17 protein-coding genes and 1 pseudogene are annotated in these 18134 nt (G+C 73.9%); 7 read left to right on the forward strand and 11 right to left on the reverse strand.

Translation table 11 applies throughout. The features are described 5' to 3' along the window. Nucleotides 1-9 precede the first annotated feature (9 nt). A complete protein-coding gene (folE, locus tag AC0VYN_RS01725; RefSeq protein ID WP_475534485.1) occupies nucleotides 10-615 on the forward strand; it encodes a GTP cyclohydrolase I FolE in 606 nt (201 codons plus the stop codon). Nucleotides 616-649: 34 nt separating this feature from the next. Here the strand turns inward: folE and AC0VYN_RS01730 are convergent, their stop codons facing one another. From AC0VYN_RS01730 to AC0VYN_RS01755, 6 genes are all read right to left on the reverse strand, one after another. Next, the gene (locus AC0VYN_RS01730) at nucleotides 650-1135 is read right to left on the reverse strand and encodes a DUF3180 domain-containing protein (protein WP_475534486.1); all 486 of its coding nucleotides are present in this window, start codon (nucleotides 1133-1135) and stop codon (nucleotides 650-652) included. 102 nt (nucleotides 1136-1237) lie between these two features. Continuing rightward, nucleotides 1238-1849, reverse strand: coding sequence for a 2-amino-4-hydroxy-6-hydroxymethyldihydropteridine diphosphokinase (folK, locus tag AC0VYN_RS01735; RefSeq protein WP_385458830.1), 612 nt, complete (start codon nucleotides 1847-1849; stop codon nucleotides 1238-1240). After that, nucleotides 1846-2205, reverse strand: coding sequence for a dihydroneopterin aldolase (folB, locus tag AC0VYN_RS01740; RefSeq protein ID WP_385458828.1), 360 nt, complete (start codon nucleotides 2203-2205; stop codon nucleotides 1846-1848). The genes folK and folB overlap by 4 nt, the downstream gene beginning before the upstream one ends. Before the next feature lie 237 nt (nucleotides 2206-2442). Further along, a complete protein-coding gene (locus AC0VYN_RS01745) occupies nucleotides 2443-2955 on the reverse strand; it encodes a nuclear transport factor 2 family protein (protein WP_451693296.1) in 513 nt (170 codons plus the stop codon). Beyond that, nucleotides 2952-3812 (reverse strand): dihydropteroate synthase, encoded by an 861-nt coding sequence (gene folP / locus AC0VYN_RS01750; protein WP_475534487.1) that lies wholly within the window; start codon nucleotides 3810-3812, stop codon nucleotides 2952-2954. The genes AC0VYN_RS01745 and folP overlap by 4 nt, the downstream gene beginning before the upstream one ends. 122 nt (nucleotides 3813-3934) lie before the next feature. Continuing rightward, a complete protein-coding gene (locus AC0VYN_RS01755; RefSeq protein WP_475534488.1) occupies nucleotides 3935-5764 on the reverse strand; it encodes a phosphatidylglycerol lysyltransferase domain-containing protein in 1830 nt (609 codons plus the stop codon). 232 nt (nucleotides 5765-5996) lie between these two features. Between AC0VYN_RS01755 and AC0VYN_RS01760 the strand changes: the two genes are divergently transcribed. Continuing rightward, nucleotides 5997-7118, forward strand: coding sequence for an alpha/beta hydrolase (locus AC0VYN_RS01760; protein ID WP_475534489.1), 1122 nt, complete (start codon nucleotides 5997-5999; stop codon nucleotides 7116-7118). A 164-nt stretch (nucleotides 7119-7282) separates the two neighbouring features. Next, nucleotides 7283-8524: a hypothetical protein gene (locus AC0VYN_RS01765; RefSeq protein WP_475534490.1), complete on the forward strand. Its 1242-nt coding sequence runs from the start codon at nucleotides 7283-7285 to the stop codon at nucleotides 8522-8524. A 40-nt stretch (nucleotides 8525-8564) separates the two neighbouring features. Here AC0VYN_RS01765 and AC0VYN_RS01770 read toward each other — a convergent pair whose 3' ends face one another. Further along, nucleotides 8565-9890, reverse strand: coding sequence for a PH domain-containing protein (locus tag AC0VYN_RS01770; protein WP_475537056.1), 1326 nt, complete (start codon nucleotides 9888-9890; stop codon nucleotides 8565-8567). Next, the gene (locus tag AC0VYN_RS01775) at nucleotides 9875-10417 is read right to left on the reverse strand and encodes a PH domain-containing protein (protein ID WP_475534491.1); all 543 of its coding nucleotides are present in this window, start codon (nucleotides 10415-10417) and stop codon (nucleotides 9875-9877) included. The genes AC0VYN_RS01770 and AC0VYN_RS01775 overlap by 16 nt, the downstream gene beginning before the upstream one ends. Nucleotides 10418-10448: 31 nt before the next feature. Here AC0VYN_RS01775 and AC0VYN_RS01780 point away from each other — a divergent pair, with 31 nt between their 5' ends. Further along, nucleotides 10449-11600 carry an NADH-quinone oxidoreductase subunit D gene (locus AC0VYN_RS01780; RefSeq protein WP_475534492.1) on the forward strand — a complete coding sequence of 384 codons (1152 nt, stop codon included), beginning with the start codon at nucleotides 10449-10451 and terminating at the stop codon, nucleotides 11598-11600. Here AC0VYN_RS01780 and AC0VYN_RS01785 read toward each other — a convergent pair. After that, nucleotides 11565-12728, reverse strand: coding sequence for an SAM-dependent methyltransferase (locus tag AC0VYN_RS01785; protein ID WP_475534493.1), 1164 nt, complete (start codon nucleotides 12726-12728; stop codon nucleotides 11565-11567). The genes AC0VYN_RS01780 and AC0VYN_RS01785 overlap by 36 nt on opposite strands. Nucleotides 12729-12846: 118 nt before the next feature. Here AC0VYN_RS01785 and AC0VYN_RS01790 point away from each other — a divergent pair, with 118 nt between their 5' ends. From AC0VYN_RS01790 to AC0VYN_RS01800, 3 genes are all read left to right on the forward strand, one after another. After that, complete coding sequence (locus AC0VYN_RS01790; RefSeq protein WP_475534494.1) at nucleotides 12847-14049, forward strand: sensor histidine kinase; 1203 nt, start codon at nucleotides 12847-12849, stop codon at nucleotides 14047-14049. 83 nt (nucleotides 14050-14132) lie between these two features. Further along, on the forward strand, nucleotides 14133-14807 hold the full coding sequence (locus tag AC0VYN_RS01795) for a response regulator (protein ID WP_475534495.1): 675 nt from the start codon (nucleotides 14133-14135) through the stop codon (nucleotides 14805-14807). A gap of 41 nt (nucleotides 14808-14848) precedes the next feature. After that, nucleotides 14849-15481 carry an AAA family ATPase gene (locus AC0VYN_RS01800; RefSeq protein WP_475534496.1) on the forward strand — a complete coding sequence of 211 codons (633 nt, stop codon included), beginning with the start codon at nucleotides 14849-14851 and terminating at the stop codon, nucleotides 15479-15481. A gap of 23 nt (nucleotides 15482-15504) precedes the next feature. Here the strand turns inward: AC0VYN_RS01800 and AC0VYN_RS01805 are convergent, their stop codons facing one another. Next, nucleotides 15505-16611, reverse strand: coding sequence for a DUF5937 family protein (locus tag AC0VYN_RS01805; RefSeq protein WP_475534497.1), 1107 nt, complete (start codon nucleotides 16609-16611; stop codon nucleotides 15505-15507). 178 nt (nucleotides 16612-16789) lie between these two features. Then, nucleotides 16790-17975 (reverse strand): annotated as a pseudogene (locus AC0VYN_RS01810) (threonine aldolase family protein). Between the last annotated feature and the right edge of the window lie 159 nt (nucleotides 17976-18134).

Genomic DNA, 18134 nt, shown 5'->3' on the forward strand with positions numbered 1-18134 from the left:
AGGCACCAGATGACCGACCCCGTGACGCTGGACGGCCAGGACCCGATCGGTGAGTTCGACGAGAAGCGGGCCGAGAACGCCGTGCGCGAACTGCTGATCGCGGTCGGCGAGGACCCGGACCGGGAGGGCCTGCGGGAGACGCCGGCGCGGGTGGCGCGGGCGTACAGGGAGATATTCGCGGGATTGTGGCAGGAGCCCGGGGACGTCCTGACGACCACCTTCGACCTCGGTCACGACGAGATGGTCCTGGTGAAGGACATCGAGGTGTTCAGCACGTGTGAGCACCACCTGGTGCCGTTCCGGGGTGTCGCCCACGTCGGGTACATCCCGTCCACCAGCGGGAAGATCACCGGACTGTCCAAGCTCGCCCGTCTCGTGGACGTCTACGCCCGCCGGCCGCAGGTGCAGGAACGTCTCACCACGCAGGTCGCGGACTCCCTCATGGACATCCTGGAGCCGCGCGGCGTGATCGTCGTCATCGAGTGCGAGCACATGTGCATGTCGATGCGCGGCATCCGCAAGCCCGGCGCGAAGACCATCACCTCGGCGGTGCGCGGTCAGCTGAGGGACTCCGCCACCCGCAACGAGGCGATGAGCCTGATCATGGCGCGCTGACACGGCGCGCCGGTCCGGCCGGGGACGCGGCGGGTCAGGTCGTCGGGGCCGCGCCCGAGTTGTCGTCGTCGTCCTCCGGGAGCTTGCAGACCCGCTCGAGGAACATGGCGGACGCTATGACGCCGATGCCGGTGAGGACCGAGAAGCCGGCGTAGATGGCCTGGTCGCGGCGGGCGGGGATGTCGAGGTATTCCAGGAGGAAGACGCCCGTGCCGCCGTACATGCCGGCGACCAGGGCGGCCACGAGGGCGCTGGCCTGGCCGAAGACGACCGCGCGGGCCGCCATCAGCGGGTCGACGCCCTTGGCGCCGGGGACGCGGTCGCGCTGGGCCTTCAGCCGGGCGCGGATCGAGAGCGCCGTGGCCAGCAGGATCACGGCGATCACCGCGAGCACGATGGGGGCGGCGAGGGGGACGCTCGGGAGGGTCCCGACCGAGTTCCACAGGCGGGCGCCCGCCCAGGACAGGACTCCGGCGACGACGAACACGCCGGCCAGCATCCTGATGCGCAACTCTTTCACGGTGCCCCTTCGCTCCCCCGGATGTCCGGCTCATGCGCCGGCCGCCGCCCGCCCGGACGTCGGGCGTCCGGCGGCGGACTTCGGTCGTCTCGACCTTAACGACTACTCGGGCAGGTGGAGTTCCAGGTCGGCGCGGGGCGCGACGCCCTCGCGCGTCACCGCGTCCAGCAGGCCGGCGACCGGGCCGTGGCCGGGCAGCTGGGCCTCGGGGTCCACGTCGTGCCACGGGGCGAGGACGAAGGCGCGCTGGTGGGCGCGCGGGTGGGGCAGGGTCAGGTGCGGGTCGTCGGAGACGACGTCGGCGTAGGCGACGATGTCGACGTCGAGGGTGCGCGGGCCCCAGCGCTCGTCCCGCACGCGGTGGAAGGCCTCCTCGACGGCGTGCGCCCGCTCCAGGAGCGAGGACGGCGGCAGGGTGGTCTTCAGGACCACGACCGCGTTGAAGTACGAAGGCTGGGTGCCGGGCTCGACGCCCCACGGCTCGGTCTCGTACACCGGCGAGACGCCCTTGATGCGCACGCCCGGGGTCTCCTCCAGGGCGTCGATGGCGCCCTGGAGGGTCTCCAGGCGGTTGCCGAGGTTGGCGCCGAGCGCGATCACGGCGCGCTTGGGGTTGGACAGCGTGCTGTCGGCGGCGTCCACCCTCTCGACGACGGAGGCGGGCACCGGCTGGACGGTCGGGTCGCTGGGACCGTCGGTGAAGGGGACACTCATACACGGCTCCGGATGATGGTGACGGTCACGTCGTCGAAGGGCACCGTGATCGGGGCGTCCGGCTTGTGGACGCAGACCTCGACCTCCTCGACCCGTTCGTGCTTCAGGCAGACCTGGGCGATGCGCTCGGCGAGCGTCTCGACCAGGTCGACGGGCTCGCCCTCGACGACGGCCACGACCTCCTCGGCCACGATGCCGTAGTGCACGGTCTTCGCCAGGTCGTCGTCGGCCGCGGCCGGCCGGGTGTCCAGGCCCAGGACGATGTCCACGAGGAAGGTCTGGCCCTCCTCGCGCTCCTTGGGGAACACACCGTGGTGCCCGCGGGCCTTCAGGCCGCGCAGCGCGACACGATCCACACGAATCACTCCTGCAGTCGTCGGTCAGGGCCGGTGCGCACCACGTGCGGGCGGTGCGCCGGCCACAGTCGAATCTACCCGCGGGCACCGACAGTGCCGGGCCGCGGGTGGCGCGGGTCCGGGCGGACGCGCGGAGCCTTCACCGTGCGTTTGCCCTGGCGGACCCGGTGGATCACGGGTTGGTAGCCGCCCATACCCGGCGGTCCGTGATTCCAACCACTTCTTGCTCCCGGCGGCTCAGGGGGCCGTGTCCTCGGTGTCCGTGCCGCCCTCGTCCTCGCTCTCCGCGAGGACGGGCGAGGCGTGGTGCGACCAGAGCTTCCAGCCCGAGGGCGTGCGCCGGTAGGCGTTGGTGGCGACCACGAGCTGGCCGACGAGCGGTCCGAGCTCGTCGTCGCCCTGGGGGGCGGGGCCGCCGCTGAGGATGTTCTCGGTGCAGGTCACCAGGGCGGTGTCGCCGGTGACGGAAACGTGCACGTCGGTGAGGAAGAACTGGATGTAGTCGGTGTTCGCCATGATCAGCGCGTACGAGCGCAGGACCTCGCCGCGGCCGGTGAGCACCGGCCAGCCGGGGTGCACGCAGGAGACCACACCGGCGTCGGCCGGGTCGTGGTAGGTCTCGTCGATGCCGAGGTCGGACGGGGTGAGCCAGAGCTCGGACACCTTCTCGAAGTCGCCCTGCTCGAGGGCCTCGTAGAAGGCGGTGTTGGTGGCCTCGACCTGTTCGACGTCGAGGTGCGGGGCGTTCACCGCGCTCCTTCGACCGCGCGTGCGACGCGTACCGCGTCCGCCGTCGCGCGCACCTCGTGGACGCGCACGGCCCACGCTCCGGCGTGCGCCGCGAGCGCGGAGACGGCGGCGGTGGCGGCGTCGCGCTCGCGCGCGGGCGGCGGGGCGGCCTGCGGGCCGGCGAGGACGCGGCCGAGGAAGCGCTTGCGGGAGGCGGCGACGAGCAGCGGGTGGCCGAGGGCGAGCAGGCGGTCCAGGTGGGCGAGGAGGACGAGGTCGTGCTCGGCGTCCTTGGAGAACCCGAGGCCGGGGTCGACGACGACGCGGTCGGCGGCGATGCCGCCCTCCAGGACGGCCTCCACACGCGCGTGCAACTCGTCGGCCACCTCCGTGACGACGTCGGCGTAGGTGCCGCGGACGTTGCCGCCCTCCAGGAAGCCGCGCCAGTGCATGACGACGAAGGGGGCGTCGGCGTCGGCCACGACGGGGATCATGCGGGGGTCGGCGAGGCCGCCGCTGACGTCGTTGACGAGGGCGGCGCCGGCGGCGAGGGCCTGCTCGGCGACCGAGGCGCGCATCGTGTCGACGGAGATCGTGACGCCCTCGGAGGCCAGGTCGCGCACGACCGGGACGACCCGGCGGAGTTCCTCGTCCTCGTCGACGCGGGTCGCCCCGGGGCGGGTGGACTCGCCGCCCACGTCCACGAGGTCGGCGCCCTCGGCGACGAGGTCGAGGCCGTGCTTGATGGCGGCCGTGGTGTCGAAGAAGCGGCCGCCGTCGGAGAAGGAGTCGGGGGTCACGTTGACGACCCCCATGACCGCACAGCGGTCCCATGCGGTCAGTCCCGCCAGGTGGCGGCGGCCGGTCTGCTTGCTCATGTGTTCAGCGTAGGCCCCGCGAGCGGATGCCTCCGGCGGCGGTGGGGGGCCTGCGGCGGCCGTGCGGCTTCGTGGCCGTGCCGCCGCGGGCAGTCGTGCCGCCGGGCCCCGGCGGCACGGCGTCACGCCGTCCGGGCCTCCCGGTCCGGGAGGCCGTGCACGCACGGACGCCGTGCGCCCGCGCGGCGGCGCAGGAAGCGGGGGAGCGGTGGCGTGAGGGTGACGAAGCCCTCCGCCTGCATGGCGGCGAAGCCGATGCGGGGCAGGTCGGCGGAAGCGCGGTAGACGACGAAGCGGGGCTCCCAGCGCGGCTTGAACTTCGCGTTGAACTTGTACAGCGACTCGATCTGGAACCAGCGCGAGAGGAACACCAGCAGTCCGCGCCACGCCCGCAGCACCGGCCCCGCGCCGATCTTCTCGCCGCGCGCGAGCGCCGCGCGGAACATGGCGAAGTTCAGGGAGACCCGCGCGATGCCCAGCTTCGGGGCGGCCTGGAGCGCGGCCACGATCAGCAGTTCGTTCATGCCCGGGTCGGCCGAGCGGTCGCGGCGCATCAGGTCCAGGGAGACCCCGTCGGTGCCCCACGGCACGAAGTGCAGGATCGCCTTGAGATCGCCGTACTCGCCGGGCTCCGTGTCCTGCTTGTGCGCGGTGGCTATCAGGCAGTCCCCGTCGGCGGGGTCGCCGATGCGGCCCAGAGCCATGGAGAAGCCGCGCTCGGTGTCGGTGCCCCGCCAGTCGTCGGCGGCGCGGCGCACCCGGTCCAGCTCGGCCTCGCCGAGGTCAGCCACGCGCCGTACCCGGGTCTCGTAACCGGCGCGCTCGATGCGCTTGACCATCTGGCGCACGTTGCGCATCGCGCGGCCGGTGAGGGCGAAATCCGCGACGTCCACCACCGCCTCGTCGCCCAGTTCGAGGGCGTCGAGCCCCGTCTCGCGGGTCCACACCTCGCCGCCGGTCTCGGAGCAGCCCATGACGGCGGGCGTCCAGGAGTGGGCACGCGCCTCGTCCATGAAGCGCTCGATGGCGCCCGGCCAGGCCTCGACGTCGCCGATCGGGTCGCCGCTCGCGAGCATCACGCCGGAGACCACGCGGTAGGTCACGGCGGCCTTGCCGCTGGGGGAGAAGACGACGGCCTTGTCGCGGCGCAGGGCGAAGTGACCGAGGGAGTCGCGGCTGCCGTGCTTGGCCAGCAGGGCGCGCAGGCGCGTCTCGTCGTCCTCCGTCAGTCGCGCGGCCGGGTGTTCGGGGCGGAAGGCCAGGTAGATGGTGGTGACGGCGGTGAGCAGGCCGAGCGCGCCGAGGGAGAAGGCCACCGTCCAGGAGGTGTTGCCCCGGTAGTCGACCGGCCCCTCGAAGCCGAACAGCCCGTACAGCACGTGGGCGATGCGGTCGGCCAGGCTCGGGTCGCCGACCATGCGGTGCGGGTGGACACTGACGATGACCAGGCCGAGGGCGAGGGAACCGGCGCCCATGAGGACGAAGTTGGCGAGCGCCTTCCAGCGGCTGCGCGGGTCGGGCAGTGCCGCGAACTGGTCGCGGTGGCGCAGCAGCGGAGCGAGCAGGACCAGGGAGATGAGCACGCCGACGAGGGAATGACGGTAGGTGAACTGCGCGGCGGCGCCCAGCGGCAGCAGGGCCACGGCGGCCCGCCAGGCCCGGCGCTTGCGGCGCTTCAGCCCGTGCGCGAGAAGCAGGAGCAGGACGCCCGCGCTGAGCGAGAGCGCGGCGGCGAACGGGCCGAACGCGCCGGGCAGCACCTCGGCGAACGCGTGCATGCGGCTGTGCCGGAATCGGGGGAAGACGCCCGCGGCGATGTTCAGCAGGCCGACCAGCGTGCAGGCCCTGCCGACGAGGACGGGCGCGGCCTCCGGGCGCGGACCGCGCAGCACCCGGCCCACGCGCGTGGGGACGGCGGTCTTGGGCGCGATCCTCGGAACCGCACCCGACATTTCCTCATCTGTGCTGACAGACATCGCACCCGTAGTTCTGCGAGAGACCGTGGATCCGGGCCCGTTTCGGGCATCCGGCGACATTGCGCCCTCTAGGACGGTGTCTTGAGGGGAGAGGTTCACTCCCCTTCTCAAAGCCCCTTCAAAGGCCGGGGAAAGTTGCGGGACAACCCCTCGCGAACCCGACGGGGGGCCGGGCAACCCGTGGGAAAGCGTAGGCAGGTAGCGAGGCATGGGTCTGACAAGCAACAAGTTGCTGGCACTGGCGGTTGTGTCCGGCGTGCTGCTGTTCGCCGGCACGGTGTGGCTGTGGCCGCGCCTGGCACGGCGGGGCTGGCGTGCCGTCCTGGGCCGGATAGGCCTGCTGTTCGCCACCCAGCTGGCGGTCTTCGCCGCGGTCGGCCTCGCCGCCAACCAGTCCTTCGGTTTCTACGCGAGCTGGGCCGACCTGTTCGGGCGGGAGACCGGCCAGGGCGTGGTGGTCGACCACTCGGCAGGCGCGCGCGGCCCGCTCCAGGTGGTCGGCACGGGGCGGGTGACACGGGCGGGCGGGGCCCGGCCGGAGATCGGCGGCCAGATCCAGCACGTCCGGATCGTCGGCCGTACGACGCACATCGCGACGCCCGCCGAGGTGTACCTGCCCCCCGAGTACTTTCAGCCGCGGTACCGCACCCGTACGTTCCCCGCGACCGTCGTCCTGACCGGCTACCCGGGGACGACCGAGGCGCTGGTGAGCAAGCTCCACTACCCGCGCACGGCGCGGGACCTGGCCGAGGAGGGCCGCATGCAGCCGATGGTGCTGGTGATGCTGCGGCCCACGGTGGCACCGCCGCGCGACACGGAGTGCGTGGACGTGCCGGGCGGCCCGCAGACGGAGTCGTTCTTCGCCAGGGACCTTCCCGAGGCCGTCCTCGCCCACTACCGGGTGGGCCGGGACCCGGGCAGCTGGGGCATCGTCGGCAATTCGACCGGGGGGTACTGCGCGCTGAAGCTCGCCCTGCACCATCCCCGCGTCTACGCCGCCGGAGTCGGCCTGTCGGCGTACTACGACGCCCCGAGCGACCCGACGACCGGCGATCTGTTCCAGGGCGACAAGGAACTGCGGAACCGGGCCGACCTCTGGTGGTACGTCAAGCACATGCCCGCGCCGGCCACTTCGCTGCTCGTCACCAGCAGCAAGTCCGGCGAGACGAACTACAAGGACACGCTGAAGTTCATAGAGCGGGTGAAGGAGAAGAAGCCGACCCGGATCTCGTCGATCATCCTCGAAAGGGGCGGGCACAACTTCAATACCTGGCGGCGCGAGATCCCGGCGGCGCTGCAGTGGATCGGCGGGCGGCTGGACGCCCGCTGACGCGGGGCCGCCGGGCTCCGCGCGGATTTTCCTCGAAATGATCTTGAGTTAATTCGGCGACGGCGGGCAAGTGGAATCCTGATGCCGTGTGAACGCGTCGGAGACGGCCGTGTTTTTACGGGGCGGGGCGCCAAGATTCGCCTACGCGCGGTAAGTTTCTGGCCATGCCACGTGGACGTCACCGTCATTCCCCGCCTCTGCACAGACTGCTTCCTCCGTCGGCGATCGCAGGCGTCTCGGTCGTCTGCGCACTCGGCCCCTGGGTGTTCGGCGAGGCGGTGGTCCTCCGCGCGCTCGCGGCGGCCGCCGCGGTGACGGCGGTCGCCGGTGCGGTCGTCATGCGTCACTGGGACGCCCAGGCCGGCAAGCGCGTCGCCGACCTCACGCGCGCGCGTGCGAGCGACGAATGGCGCTACGAGGAACGGGTCGCCGAACTGGAGTCCGACCTCGAGGAGTCGCGCGAGCTGCGCATGAAGCTGGAGCACCGGCTGCGCGCCAAGCGCACCGAGCTGGCGGGCCTGCGCAACGAGCACGCCTCCCTGCTGCGCCGGTACGCCACCGCGGAGACCGAGCGCGCCAGCGCGCTGGAGGGCCGCCGCCTGCTGGAGATCGAGGCCGCGCCGACGACACGCGCGCTGCCCGCGGCCCGGCCGGCCCCGGTGGAGGAGACGCGCCCGGCGGAGACCGGGGACCCGCGGGCCGCCGCGTCCGCGGAGGCCGCCGGGGAGACGCCCGGGGCGCCTGCCGTCTTCTCGCCGGCGGGCTCCCCGCTGTTCCTCCGGGCGAGCGCCGCGCTGGCACGGTTCGAGGACGACGAAGCGCCCGCCGGAGAGGACCGTGAGCCCGCCGGCGGCGGTGACGACGACGGCGGCGATGACGGTGACGGCGGCGGCAACGGCGGCGGCGAGAGCGCCGCGGCGGCCGAGCCCGTGCCGGAGGACGAGGCGCAGGGACAGCCCGAGGGGGCCGACGGGCACGAGGCCGCGCCCACCACCGCGCCGGGCCGGTCGGACGACCTGCCCGGTCGGCCGGGGCAGGCCGACCAGTCCGCCGACCAGTCCGCCGAGCAGCCGTCCGCGCGGCAGCCCGGCCGGCACTACACGGTGCCGACCGCGGTGGCCGTCGTGCCGGCCGCTCCCGCGCGGCGCCCGGTGGTCGAGGGCGGTTTCGACTTCTTCGGCACCAAGGACGCGACGGCGTCGCCCGCCGCCCTGGAGGCCGTGCAGAACGAGGACCTCGCCGACGTCGTCGGCCAGGAGGCCCTCGCCCTGCACAAGGCCGAGACGGAGGCCGCCTTCAAGCCGGCCGGCGAGGAGTCCCGGGGGGTGGGCCAGGTGATCGACCTGACGGCCCACGACGAGACCGAGCAGATCGACGTACAGGGGCTGCGCAGCGCGGCCTCCTGACCGGAGCGGACCCGGCGGCGGACGCCGTCACCGGTCCGGGTCACGCCATCCACCGGTCCGGCAGCGCGTCCCGCCGCCCCGTGCGGGAGCGCTCCGCCTGCCCGCGCAGCAGTTCCGCCGCCTCGCCGGCGTCCCGCAGCCGCGCGGTCACGGTCTTGTTCGCCCCCGTGTCCACCCGTACGTCGGCGACCCGCCGGGCCCGCTGCCACGGGCCCTGCGTCAGGCGGACGCTCTGCACCTTGGCGTGCGGGACCAGTGCCAGGCTCCGCCGCAGCAGCCCGCGGCGGGCGGCGAACACCGCGTCGGTGACGGCCAGGCCCTGGCCGCGCCACCACAGCGGCAGGCACCACCGGGACCGCCGCGGCGGACGCGACAGCGCCGACGGCGCCGGCACCGTCGCGCCGGGCAGCACGCGTGCCACCACCGACTCGGCGATGTCGCGCGGGGCGACCGGCACCAGCACGGAGTTCGACGACCCGGCCACGTCCAGCTCCACCCGGACCCATCCCCGCCGGCGCCACAGCAGCGGCTCCACGATCCGCACCGTCTGCACCCGGCCCGGCGGCACCGTCTCGTGGGCCCGGTCCAGCAGCCCGTGGTCGAGGCGCAGCCCGTCCGGCGACTCGGCCACCGTCCAGTCGTACTCCCCGACGAACCGCCCCACGCTGCTCGCTCCGGCCGCGCCCAGCAGCGGCAGGGCGGTCGCCAGGACCGTCCACAGGCTGTGGGTGGCCGACCAGAGCAGCGTCGGCACGATCACGGCGGCGGCCAGCGTGCCCCAGGTCGCGCCGGTCAGCAGCAGGGAGACGGCCAGCACACCGGGCGGCACCCGCAGCAGGTGCCGGGACGGGGCCTCGCCGACCTCGTGCGCCGTCTCCGGCGCGAATCCCGCCGCGCGCGCGAGCAGCTCGGCCCGCAGCGCCCGCGCCTCGGCGGCGCCCAGGAAGGCCAGCTCGTCCTTCTTGGCGGTGCCGATGACGTCGAGTTTCAGCTTGGCGACCCCGGCGACGCGGGCCAGCAGCGGCTGGGTGACGTCGATCGCCTGGATGCGTTCGAGCCGGATGTGCGCCGTGCGCCGGAACAGCAGGCCGGTACGGATGCGCAGCTCGGCGTCCGTCACGGCGAAGTGGGTGAACCACCAGGTCAGGAAGCCGTACAGGGCGGCGGCCGGGATCAGCACGGCGAGGCCGATCAGCAGCGTGGTCGTGGTCAGCCGCGCCAGTTGGCGCTGTGCCTGGTCGGGGTCGTGGACGGCCCACCCGACGATCACGGCGACCGGCGCCCAGGCCCGCCGCAGCGGGGTGACCGGGTGCAGCCGGCGCTCGGCCACCGCCTCCCCGGCGCCCGCGGTCACAGCCCCGCCGATCGGGCCTCGCCCAGCTCGGTGAGCCGGTCGCGCAGGCGTTCCGCCTCGGCCGGGTCCAGGCCGGGGATGGTCGCGTCGGTCGCGGCGGCGGCCGTGTGCAGCTGCACGCTGGCCAGCCCGAAGTACCGTTCGACGGGCCCGGAGGTCACCTCGACCAGCTGCATCCGGCCGTACGGCACGACGGTCTCCTCCCGCCACAGCACGCCCCGGGTGATCAGCAGGTCGTCGGCGCGCTCGGCGTACCGCCACGAGCGCCAGTTGCGCTCCAGCATCACCCAGCCGCAGGCCAGCACCGCCAGCGGCAGCAGCGCGAAGGCCGCCCAGCCGGGGCCCGCGAGGAGGCCGGGCAGGAGACCCGCGGCGAGGGCGAGCAGCCCCAGCCACACCACCAGCAACAGCCGCCGCATCCGCAGCAGTCCCGGGGGCAGCCCGGTCCACACCGGTCCGTCCGCCGCCGCGCCTGCCCCGGCCCCCGTCGCCCCTGCCCCGCCCGCCGTGCCCGTGTGATCAGGGCTCCCCGTCTCCATGGACCCAGCGTACGTAGGGGACACTGGGCGCATGACTCCTACGACGGAGACCATGGTCGGTATCGGCGGCGCCGCGGAGAGCACCGACATGGTGCTCAACATCGGCCCCCAGCACCCCTCCACGCACGGCGTGCTGCGGCTGCGGCTCGTCCTGGACGGAGAGCGCATCACGAGCGCGGAGCCGGTGATCGGCTACATGCACCGCGGCGCGGAGAAGCTGTTCGAGGCGCGTGACTACCGTCAGATCATCGTGCTGGCCAACCGGCACGACTGGCTCTCCGCGTTCTCCAACGAACTGGGCGTCGTCCTCGCCGTGGAGCGCATGCTCGGCATGGAGGTCCCCCCGCGCGCGGTGTGGACGCGGACGCTGCTCGCGGAGCTGAACCGGGTGCTCAACCACCTGATGTTCCTCGGCTCGTATCCGCTGGAGCTCGGCGGGATCACCCCGGTCTTCTACGCGTTCCGGGAGCGCGAGGTCCTCCAGAACGTCATGGAGGAGGTCTCCGGCGGGCGCATGCACTACATGTTCAACCGCGTCGGCGGCCTCAAGGAGGACCTGCCGTCCGGCTGGACCGCACGCGCGCGTGCCGCCGTCGCCGCCGTGCGCTCCCGCATGGGCGTCTTCGACGACCTGGTACTCGGCAACGAGATCTTCCGGGGGCGGACGCGCGGGGTGGGCGTCCTGAGCGCCGAGGCCGTGCACGCGTACGGCGTCAGCGGGCCGATCGCGCGCGCCTCCGGCGTCGACTTCGACCTGCGCCGCGACGAGCCGTACCTCGCCTACGGCGAGCTCCAGGACACCCTGAAGGTCGTCACCCGCACCGAGGGCGACTGCCTCGCCCGCTTCGAATGCCTCCTGGAGCAGACGCACAACGCCCTCGACCTCGCGGACGCCTGCCTGGACCGGCTGGCGGGGCTGGCGCCCGGGCCGGTCAACCAGCGGCTCCCGAAGGTGCTGAAGGCGCCCGAGGGGCACACGTACGCGTGGACCGAGAACCCGCTCGGCATCAACGGCTACTACCTGGTCAGCAAGGGCGAGAAGACCCCGTACCGGCTGAAGCTGCGCTCGGCCTCGTACAACAACATCCAGGCCCTGACGGAGCTGCTGCCCGGGACGCTGGTCGCGGACATGGTGGCGATCCTGGGGTCACTGTTCTTCGTCGTCGGGGACATCGACAAGTAGCCGCGCGGCGTCGACGGGCCCGACCGGCCGGAGCAGCCACACGAAGTCGCCGAGCCCGCCGGACGCCGTCAGCTCGGCGGCCTCGGAGGCCCGCGCGAGGGCGCGCACGTACGCCGCCGGGTCGGTGGCGGCCAGCGCGAGCGGGGGGCGCGCGCCCGCGACCCCGAGGACGCGCAGGGCGTCGCGCTGGGGGAGCAGCCGCGCGCCGGGGGGCGCGTACACCGGCTCGCACCCCACGGCGTCCGTCCGGTGCCCCGCGCCGCCCGCACGGTCGGCGCCGCCCGCCGTGCCTCCCGTGCCGTACGCCGCCGCGCAGGCGTCCAGGGCGACGTGGGCCGTGATGTCGCACGACCCGTCCGGTACCGGCGTCGTCCCGCGGCCCTCCCGGAAGCCGGTGAGCGTCCCGAAGGGCGGGCGGGTGTCCAGCGTGTGGGCGTAGTCGGCGGCCACCGCCAGCCCTCGTTCGAGCGTGGAGACGGCGGACGCCCACGCGGTGTCCCGGGGGAGCCCGATCTCGGCCCGCAGCCCCTCCTCGCGCGGCAGCGGCCACCAGCGTGCCAGCCACTCGGCGTCCGGCCCGTCCACCGGATCCCCGAGCCGCTCCGTCCCGTCGCCCCGGACCAGCACCCGCCGTGCCACGCCGGCGGCGTCCACCTCCGCGACGTCCACCGGCACGTTGTCCAGCCACTCGTTCGCGAACAGCAGCCCCGTCACCCCCCGCGGCGGCCCGGGCAGCCACTCGATGCGCCGGTCGAGCCCGTCCGGGCGCCCGGCGACCTCCACGGCGTACGCGCGCGTGCGGGCGGCCACGTCCGCGGGCAGCGCGGCCAGCACACCGGTGACCAGCTCGCCCCGCCCGGCGGCCATGTCCACGAAAGCGAGCGACGCGGGCCGGCCCAGCGCCTCGTCGACCCGGCACAGCAGCCGCGCCACGGCGCCTGCGAACAACGGCGACGCGTGCACGGAGGTGCGGAAATGCCCGGCGGGACCCTCGGGCCCGCGGTAGAACCCCGCCGGCCCGTACAGGGCGTCCTCCGTGGCCTCCCGCCAGCCGCGCCAGCCGCCGCCGGCCCAGCTCCCTCCGCCCGTCCCGTCCGTCCCGTCGGTCTCCGCTGTCCTCGCCGTCACGGACCCAGGCTAGGCGCACAGGCGAGCGGAGCCTCCACCTTGCGGAGTATGCGCGGCGGACGCGGATCGGTCCTCCGGTTGACCCCTGCACCTATCGCACTTCCCTACGCTGGGTTACGTGCAGCGCCTCTACGATTTCCTCCGCAGACACCCGATCGGTGTCGACTGTTTCTGGGCCCTCGCCCTGCTCGGGATCTCCGCGATCTCCGTGACCACGCAGCAGGAGGCCCAGGGGAAGGACGTCACGGCGCTGGTCGTCCCGCTCATCGTGCTGCTGTGCCTGGTGGTCGCGCTGCGCCGGCGCATGCCGGAGAAGATGCTGCTGCTGGCCGTCGGACTCGGGGCGTGCCAGCTCGCGCTGGACGTCCCGGCGATGTCCGCGGACTTCGCGCTGCTGGTGATCGTCTACACCGTCGCCGCGACCGGCGTCCGCTGGGCCTCCCGGGTCGCGCTCACCACGGGCCTGTGCGCCGCGCCCCTCGCCCAGCTGCGCTGGCCCAGCGAGAACACCGGCATAGCGGGCAACATCGCCATAACGGTCTTCCAGGCGGTGCCGTTCGCCCTGGCCTGGGTGCTCGGCGACTCCATCCGCACCCGCCGCGCCTACTTCGCCCAGCTGGAGGAGCGCAACGCCCGGCTGGAGAAGGAGCGCGAGGCGCAGGCCAAGGTCGCGGTCGCCGCCGAGCGGGCGCGGATCGCCCGGGAGCTGCACGACGTCGTCGCGCACAACGTGTCGGTGATGGTGGTGCAGGCCGACGGTGCCGCCTACGTCCTGGACGCGGCCCCCGACCAGGCGAAGAAGGCCCTGGAGACCATCTCCTCCACCGGCCGGCAGGCCCTCGCCGAGATGCGCCGCCTGCTCGGCGTGCTGCGCACCGGCGAGCACCAGGAGGCCGGCGAGTACGTTCCGCAGCCCGACGTCCAGCAGATCGGGGACCTCGTCGAGCAGTGCCGCACCTCCGGGCTGCCGGTCGACTTCAAGGTGGAGGGCACCCCGCGCCCGCTGCCCAGCGGCGTCGAGCTGACCGCGTACCGCATCGTGCAGGAGGCACTCACCAACACCCGCAAGCACGGCGGTCCCAACGCGGGCGCGAGCGTGCGGCTCGTCTACTTCGACGACGGGCTCGGCCTGCTCGTCGAGGACGACGGCAAGGGCGCCCCCCACGAGCTGTACGAGGAGGGCGGCTTCGACGGACAGGGCCACGGGCTGATCGGCATGCGGGAACGGATCGGCATGGTCGGTGGCACCCTGGACGCGGGCCCGCGGCCCGGCGGAGGGTTCCGCATCAGCGCTCTGCTGCCGCTGAAACCCGCACACTGACCTCCGCGCCCGTACGCACGTACGGCGTTGACACCTGTCACACACCCCGGCCGGTCACCGGCCGGAGAACGGAAGAGGCCCCGATGACGATCCGCGTGATGCTCGTCGACGACCAGGTGCTGCTGCGCACCGGGTTCCGGATGGTGCTCGCGGCCCAGCCGGACATGGAGGTCGTCGCGGAGGCGGGCGACGGCGTCGAGGCCCTGGAGGTGCTGCGCTCCACCGCCGTGGACGTCGTCCTGATGGACGTCCGCATGCCCAAGCTCGACGGGGTGGAGACCACCAGCCGGATCTGCGTGGACCCGGCCGCGCCGAAGGTGCTGATCCTGACCACCTTCGACCTGGACGAGTACGCCTTCTCGGCGCTGAAGGCCGGCGCCTCCGGTTTCATGCTCAAGGACGTGCCGCCCGGTGAGCTGCTCGCCGCGATCCGCTCCGTGCACAGCGGTGACGCGGTCGTCGCCCCCTCCACCACCCGCCGGCTCCTCGACCGGTTCGCGCCGATGCTGCCGGCCACCGGGCAGGAGCCCCGGCACGCGGAGCTACGGCGGCTCACCGGGCGCGAGCGCGAGGTGATGGTGCTGGTCGCGCAGGGCCTGTCCAACGGCGAGATCGCGGCCCGCCTCGTGCTGTCCGAGGCGACCGTCAAGACCCACGTGGGCCGCATCCTCACCAAGCTGGGACTGCGGGACCGGGTGCAGGTCGTGGTCCTGGCCTACGAGACCGGGCTGGTGCGGGCCGGCGGCGGACACGGCTGAGCACGCCCCGGCGCGGGCCCGGCGTCGGTAGGGTGCCGCGCATGCTCCTGTGGATCAACGGGCCCTTCGGGGGCGGCAAGACACAGACCGCGCACGAGATACGCCGCCGGCTGCCCGGCAGTGTCGTCTGCGACCCCGAGTTCGCCGGCTTCGGGCTGCACCGCATGCTGCCGCCCGGGCTGCGGGGCGACTTCCAGGACCTGGTGTCCTGGCGGCAGGGGGTGGTGGAGGTCCTCGACCTGGCCCTGACCCGGCACGACGGCGTGGTGATCGCCCCCATGACGGTGACCGAGCCGGCGTACTTCGCCGAGACCGTGGGGCGACTGCGCGAACTGGGACACGACGTCCGCCACTTCACCCTCCTCGCCGGACGGGAGACCGTCCTGCGGCGGCTGCGCGAGAGGGGCTTCGGGCACCTCCTGAAGTACGTCACCGGGAAGAACTCCGGTCTGCGCCGCGAGAGCTGGGCCGTGGAGCGGCTCGACCACTGTCTGGAGCGGCTGCGCGAGCCGGAGTTCGCCGAGCACCTGTGGACGGACCGCACGACCGTCCCGAGGACCGCCGACCGGATCGCCGTCCTGGCCGGGCTCACCCTGGAGCCCAACGACGAGGGCGCGCTGCGGACGCGCCTGCGGCAGACGGGGGTGGGGCTGCGGCACATCCGCCTCGACTGACCGCTCGCGCGGGCGGCGCCGGGCTACCGCAGGATGCCCTCCAGGAAGTCGCTGCCCAGCCGGGCCACCACCGTCACGTCCAGCTGGTGCAGGACGTACCGGCCGCGGCGGCGGGTGGTGATCAGGCCCGCCTTCTTCAGCGCCCCCAGGTGCCGGGATATCTCCGGGGCCGTCACGCCGTGCGCCTGCGCCAGCTCGCTCGTGGTGTACGCGCTGCGGGCCAGGTGGCGGCAGATCCGCATCCGCACCGGGTGGGACAGCGCCGACATCCGCAGCGTGAGCTGCTCGACGGACGGCGGGGAGACCGGCTCGGCGGCACCGACGGGGTAGTGCAGGACGGGCTGCCAGCCGTACCGGTGCAGGACCGACAGGTGCGGCCAGCCGAAGCTGGTGGGCAGGAGCATCAGGCCGCCGTCCCCGGTGGCCGTGCGGCCGTCGCCGAGCTTGTCGACCGTGATCACGCCCGCCGCCTCGTCCAGCGCCACCGCCGGGGACACCGCGGCCAGCGCCTCGGCCAGACCCCGGTGCCGCAGCAGCTCGGTCTTGTGCCGGGCGTCGGCCGCGAGCTGGTGGCGCAGCCGGGCCCACGCGTCCGAGAAGAACGCCTCGTCGCAGTCGTGCAGGAACTGGCGCAGCCAGGCCCGGATCCGGGGCGGGTCGGCCAGCAGCCGCTCACTGAACCGCAGTTGCCGCGGCCCGCGCGCGGCGGCCAGGTCGAGGGCGCGCCGGCGCACCGCGGCGTCCGAGAGCGCTGAGGCGCCCCGGGTGCCGTACGGCAGGGCGCAGGTGAACTCCAGGGCCGCGTCCACGAACTGCTCGTCCGACAGCTTGTCCAGCAGGTCCAGGTCCTCGGCGAGGGTGGCGCCGGGCAGCGTGGTGCGGCCGGGTATGCCGGCGAACGGCATGAACAGGTCCGAGAACGTCGTCCGCCACAGGAAGTCGGCCTCGCACATCCGGTCGGCCAGGTGCGGGTCGAGCCGGGCGGAGGCCCCGGTCACCCAGCCCTGGAGACCCGGGTGGTGGGCCGGCTCGGAGAGCGCGTGCAGCGCCATGCACAGCTCGCCCAGCGGCGAGGGCACGACGGCGACCCTCTCCGGCCGCAGCCCCGCGATGTCGATGCGCACGCTCATGCCCCCATGGTGCACGCCGCCACCGACAACGCCGCCGCCGATTGACCAGCGCCGTCAATCGGCGCGACGCCGCCGGCCCGGCCGGAGCAGCCCGGGACCGGCGGGACGCCGCGGAGCCCGCACACCGACCCCTTGTCCCCGTGCCCGGAGAGGGCGATCCGCCATGAGGGCGGGCGGGTCAGCGGGGCAGCCGCGCGGCGAAGTCCGCGACCGCGGCCTTCACGTCGTCCGCCGTCCACTCCAGGCCGTCCGCCTCGATCCCGACCTCGGTGACGGCGATGCCCGGCCCGGTCGCGTCCCAGGGCCGGCCGAAGAGCAGGGTGCCCGTCTCCTCGCCCTGCCGGATCGCGACCTCGCCGGCGACGTCGGCGTCGTACGGCAGCCAGACCTGGAACTCGTGGGTGTGCGGCACCTCCGGGTGCACCCGCGCCCACGGCAGCCCGGCCGCCGCGAAGCCCTCGCGCAGCGCGGCGGCCACCACGCGCGCGTGCTTCGCGTACTCCGGCAGCCGGGGCAGCTCGCGCTCCAGGCCGGCCAGCGCCGACAGGGCCGTGGGGAACTGCTGGAACACGTTGCCGCCGTAGCGGTGCCGCCAGGCCCTGGCCTCCTCCACCAGGGTGCGCGGACCGGCCAGGGCGGCGCCGCCGTAGCCCTTGAGGGACTTGTAGAACGAGACGTACACGCTGTCGGCGAGGCCCGCGATCTCGTCCAGCGGGCGGCCGAGGTGCACGGTTGACTCCCACAGACGGGCGCCGTCGAAGTGCACCACCGCGTCGCGCTCCCGGGCCGCCCCGACCACCTCGGTCAGCTCCTCCCAGGTGGGCAGCAGGTAGCCGGCCTCACGGAGCGGCAGCTCCAGCATGAGCGCGCCGAACGGCTCCCCGAAGTCGCGCACCTCGTCGGCGGTGGGCTGCCGGGGCTCGTCGGTCAGCCGTACCGGGCGCAGGCCGCTGACCCTGCTGAAGGCGTTCCGTTCGTGCACCTCGGGATGGCCGAGCCCGTGCAGGGCCACCACCGGGTTGCCGGTGCGGCCGGCCCAGCAGCGCAGCGCCACCTGCTGGGCCATGGTCCCGGTCGGGAAGAAGGCGGCGTCCTCATGGCCGAGCAGGGCGGCCGTCCGCCGCTCCAGCGCCTCCACGACGCCGTTGCCGTACAGGTCCGACGCCTCGTCGAGGTCGTAGAGCTCCCCCGGCCCCGTCGAGCAGGGCGAGCCGCTCCCGCAGGGTGGCGCCGTAGCCCGGGCGGGCGAGCAGGCGCCCGGCGCTGCGGTGGACGGCCACGCGCCGCTCGCGCATGCGCCGGTAGTGCTCCTCCCGCCCCTCCGTCGCGTCCGTCCGTTCCGCGTTTTCCCCAGTGCCAGTCATGCCGGGATCATGCCGTGCGGGAAGCGGCGCCGGCACCGGGGTTTCCGCTTCCGGCGGGCACGGGCCCGGAGCGGGCGGGCGTATGGGCCGTGCGGGCCCGGGCCGGACGGGTCCCCTGAGACGGGTGCGAAAACCCACAGCCTGTGGACAACCGGACGC

Source organism: Streptomyces sp. 63XJN7_1_ISO-PGPR-S23-121, assembly GCF_056173025.1.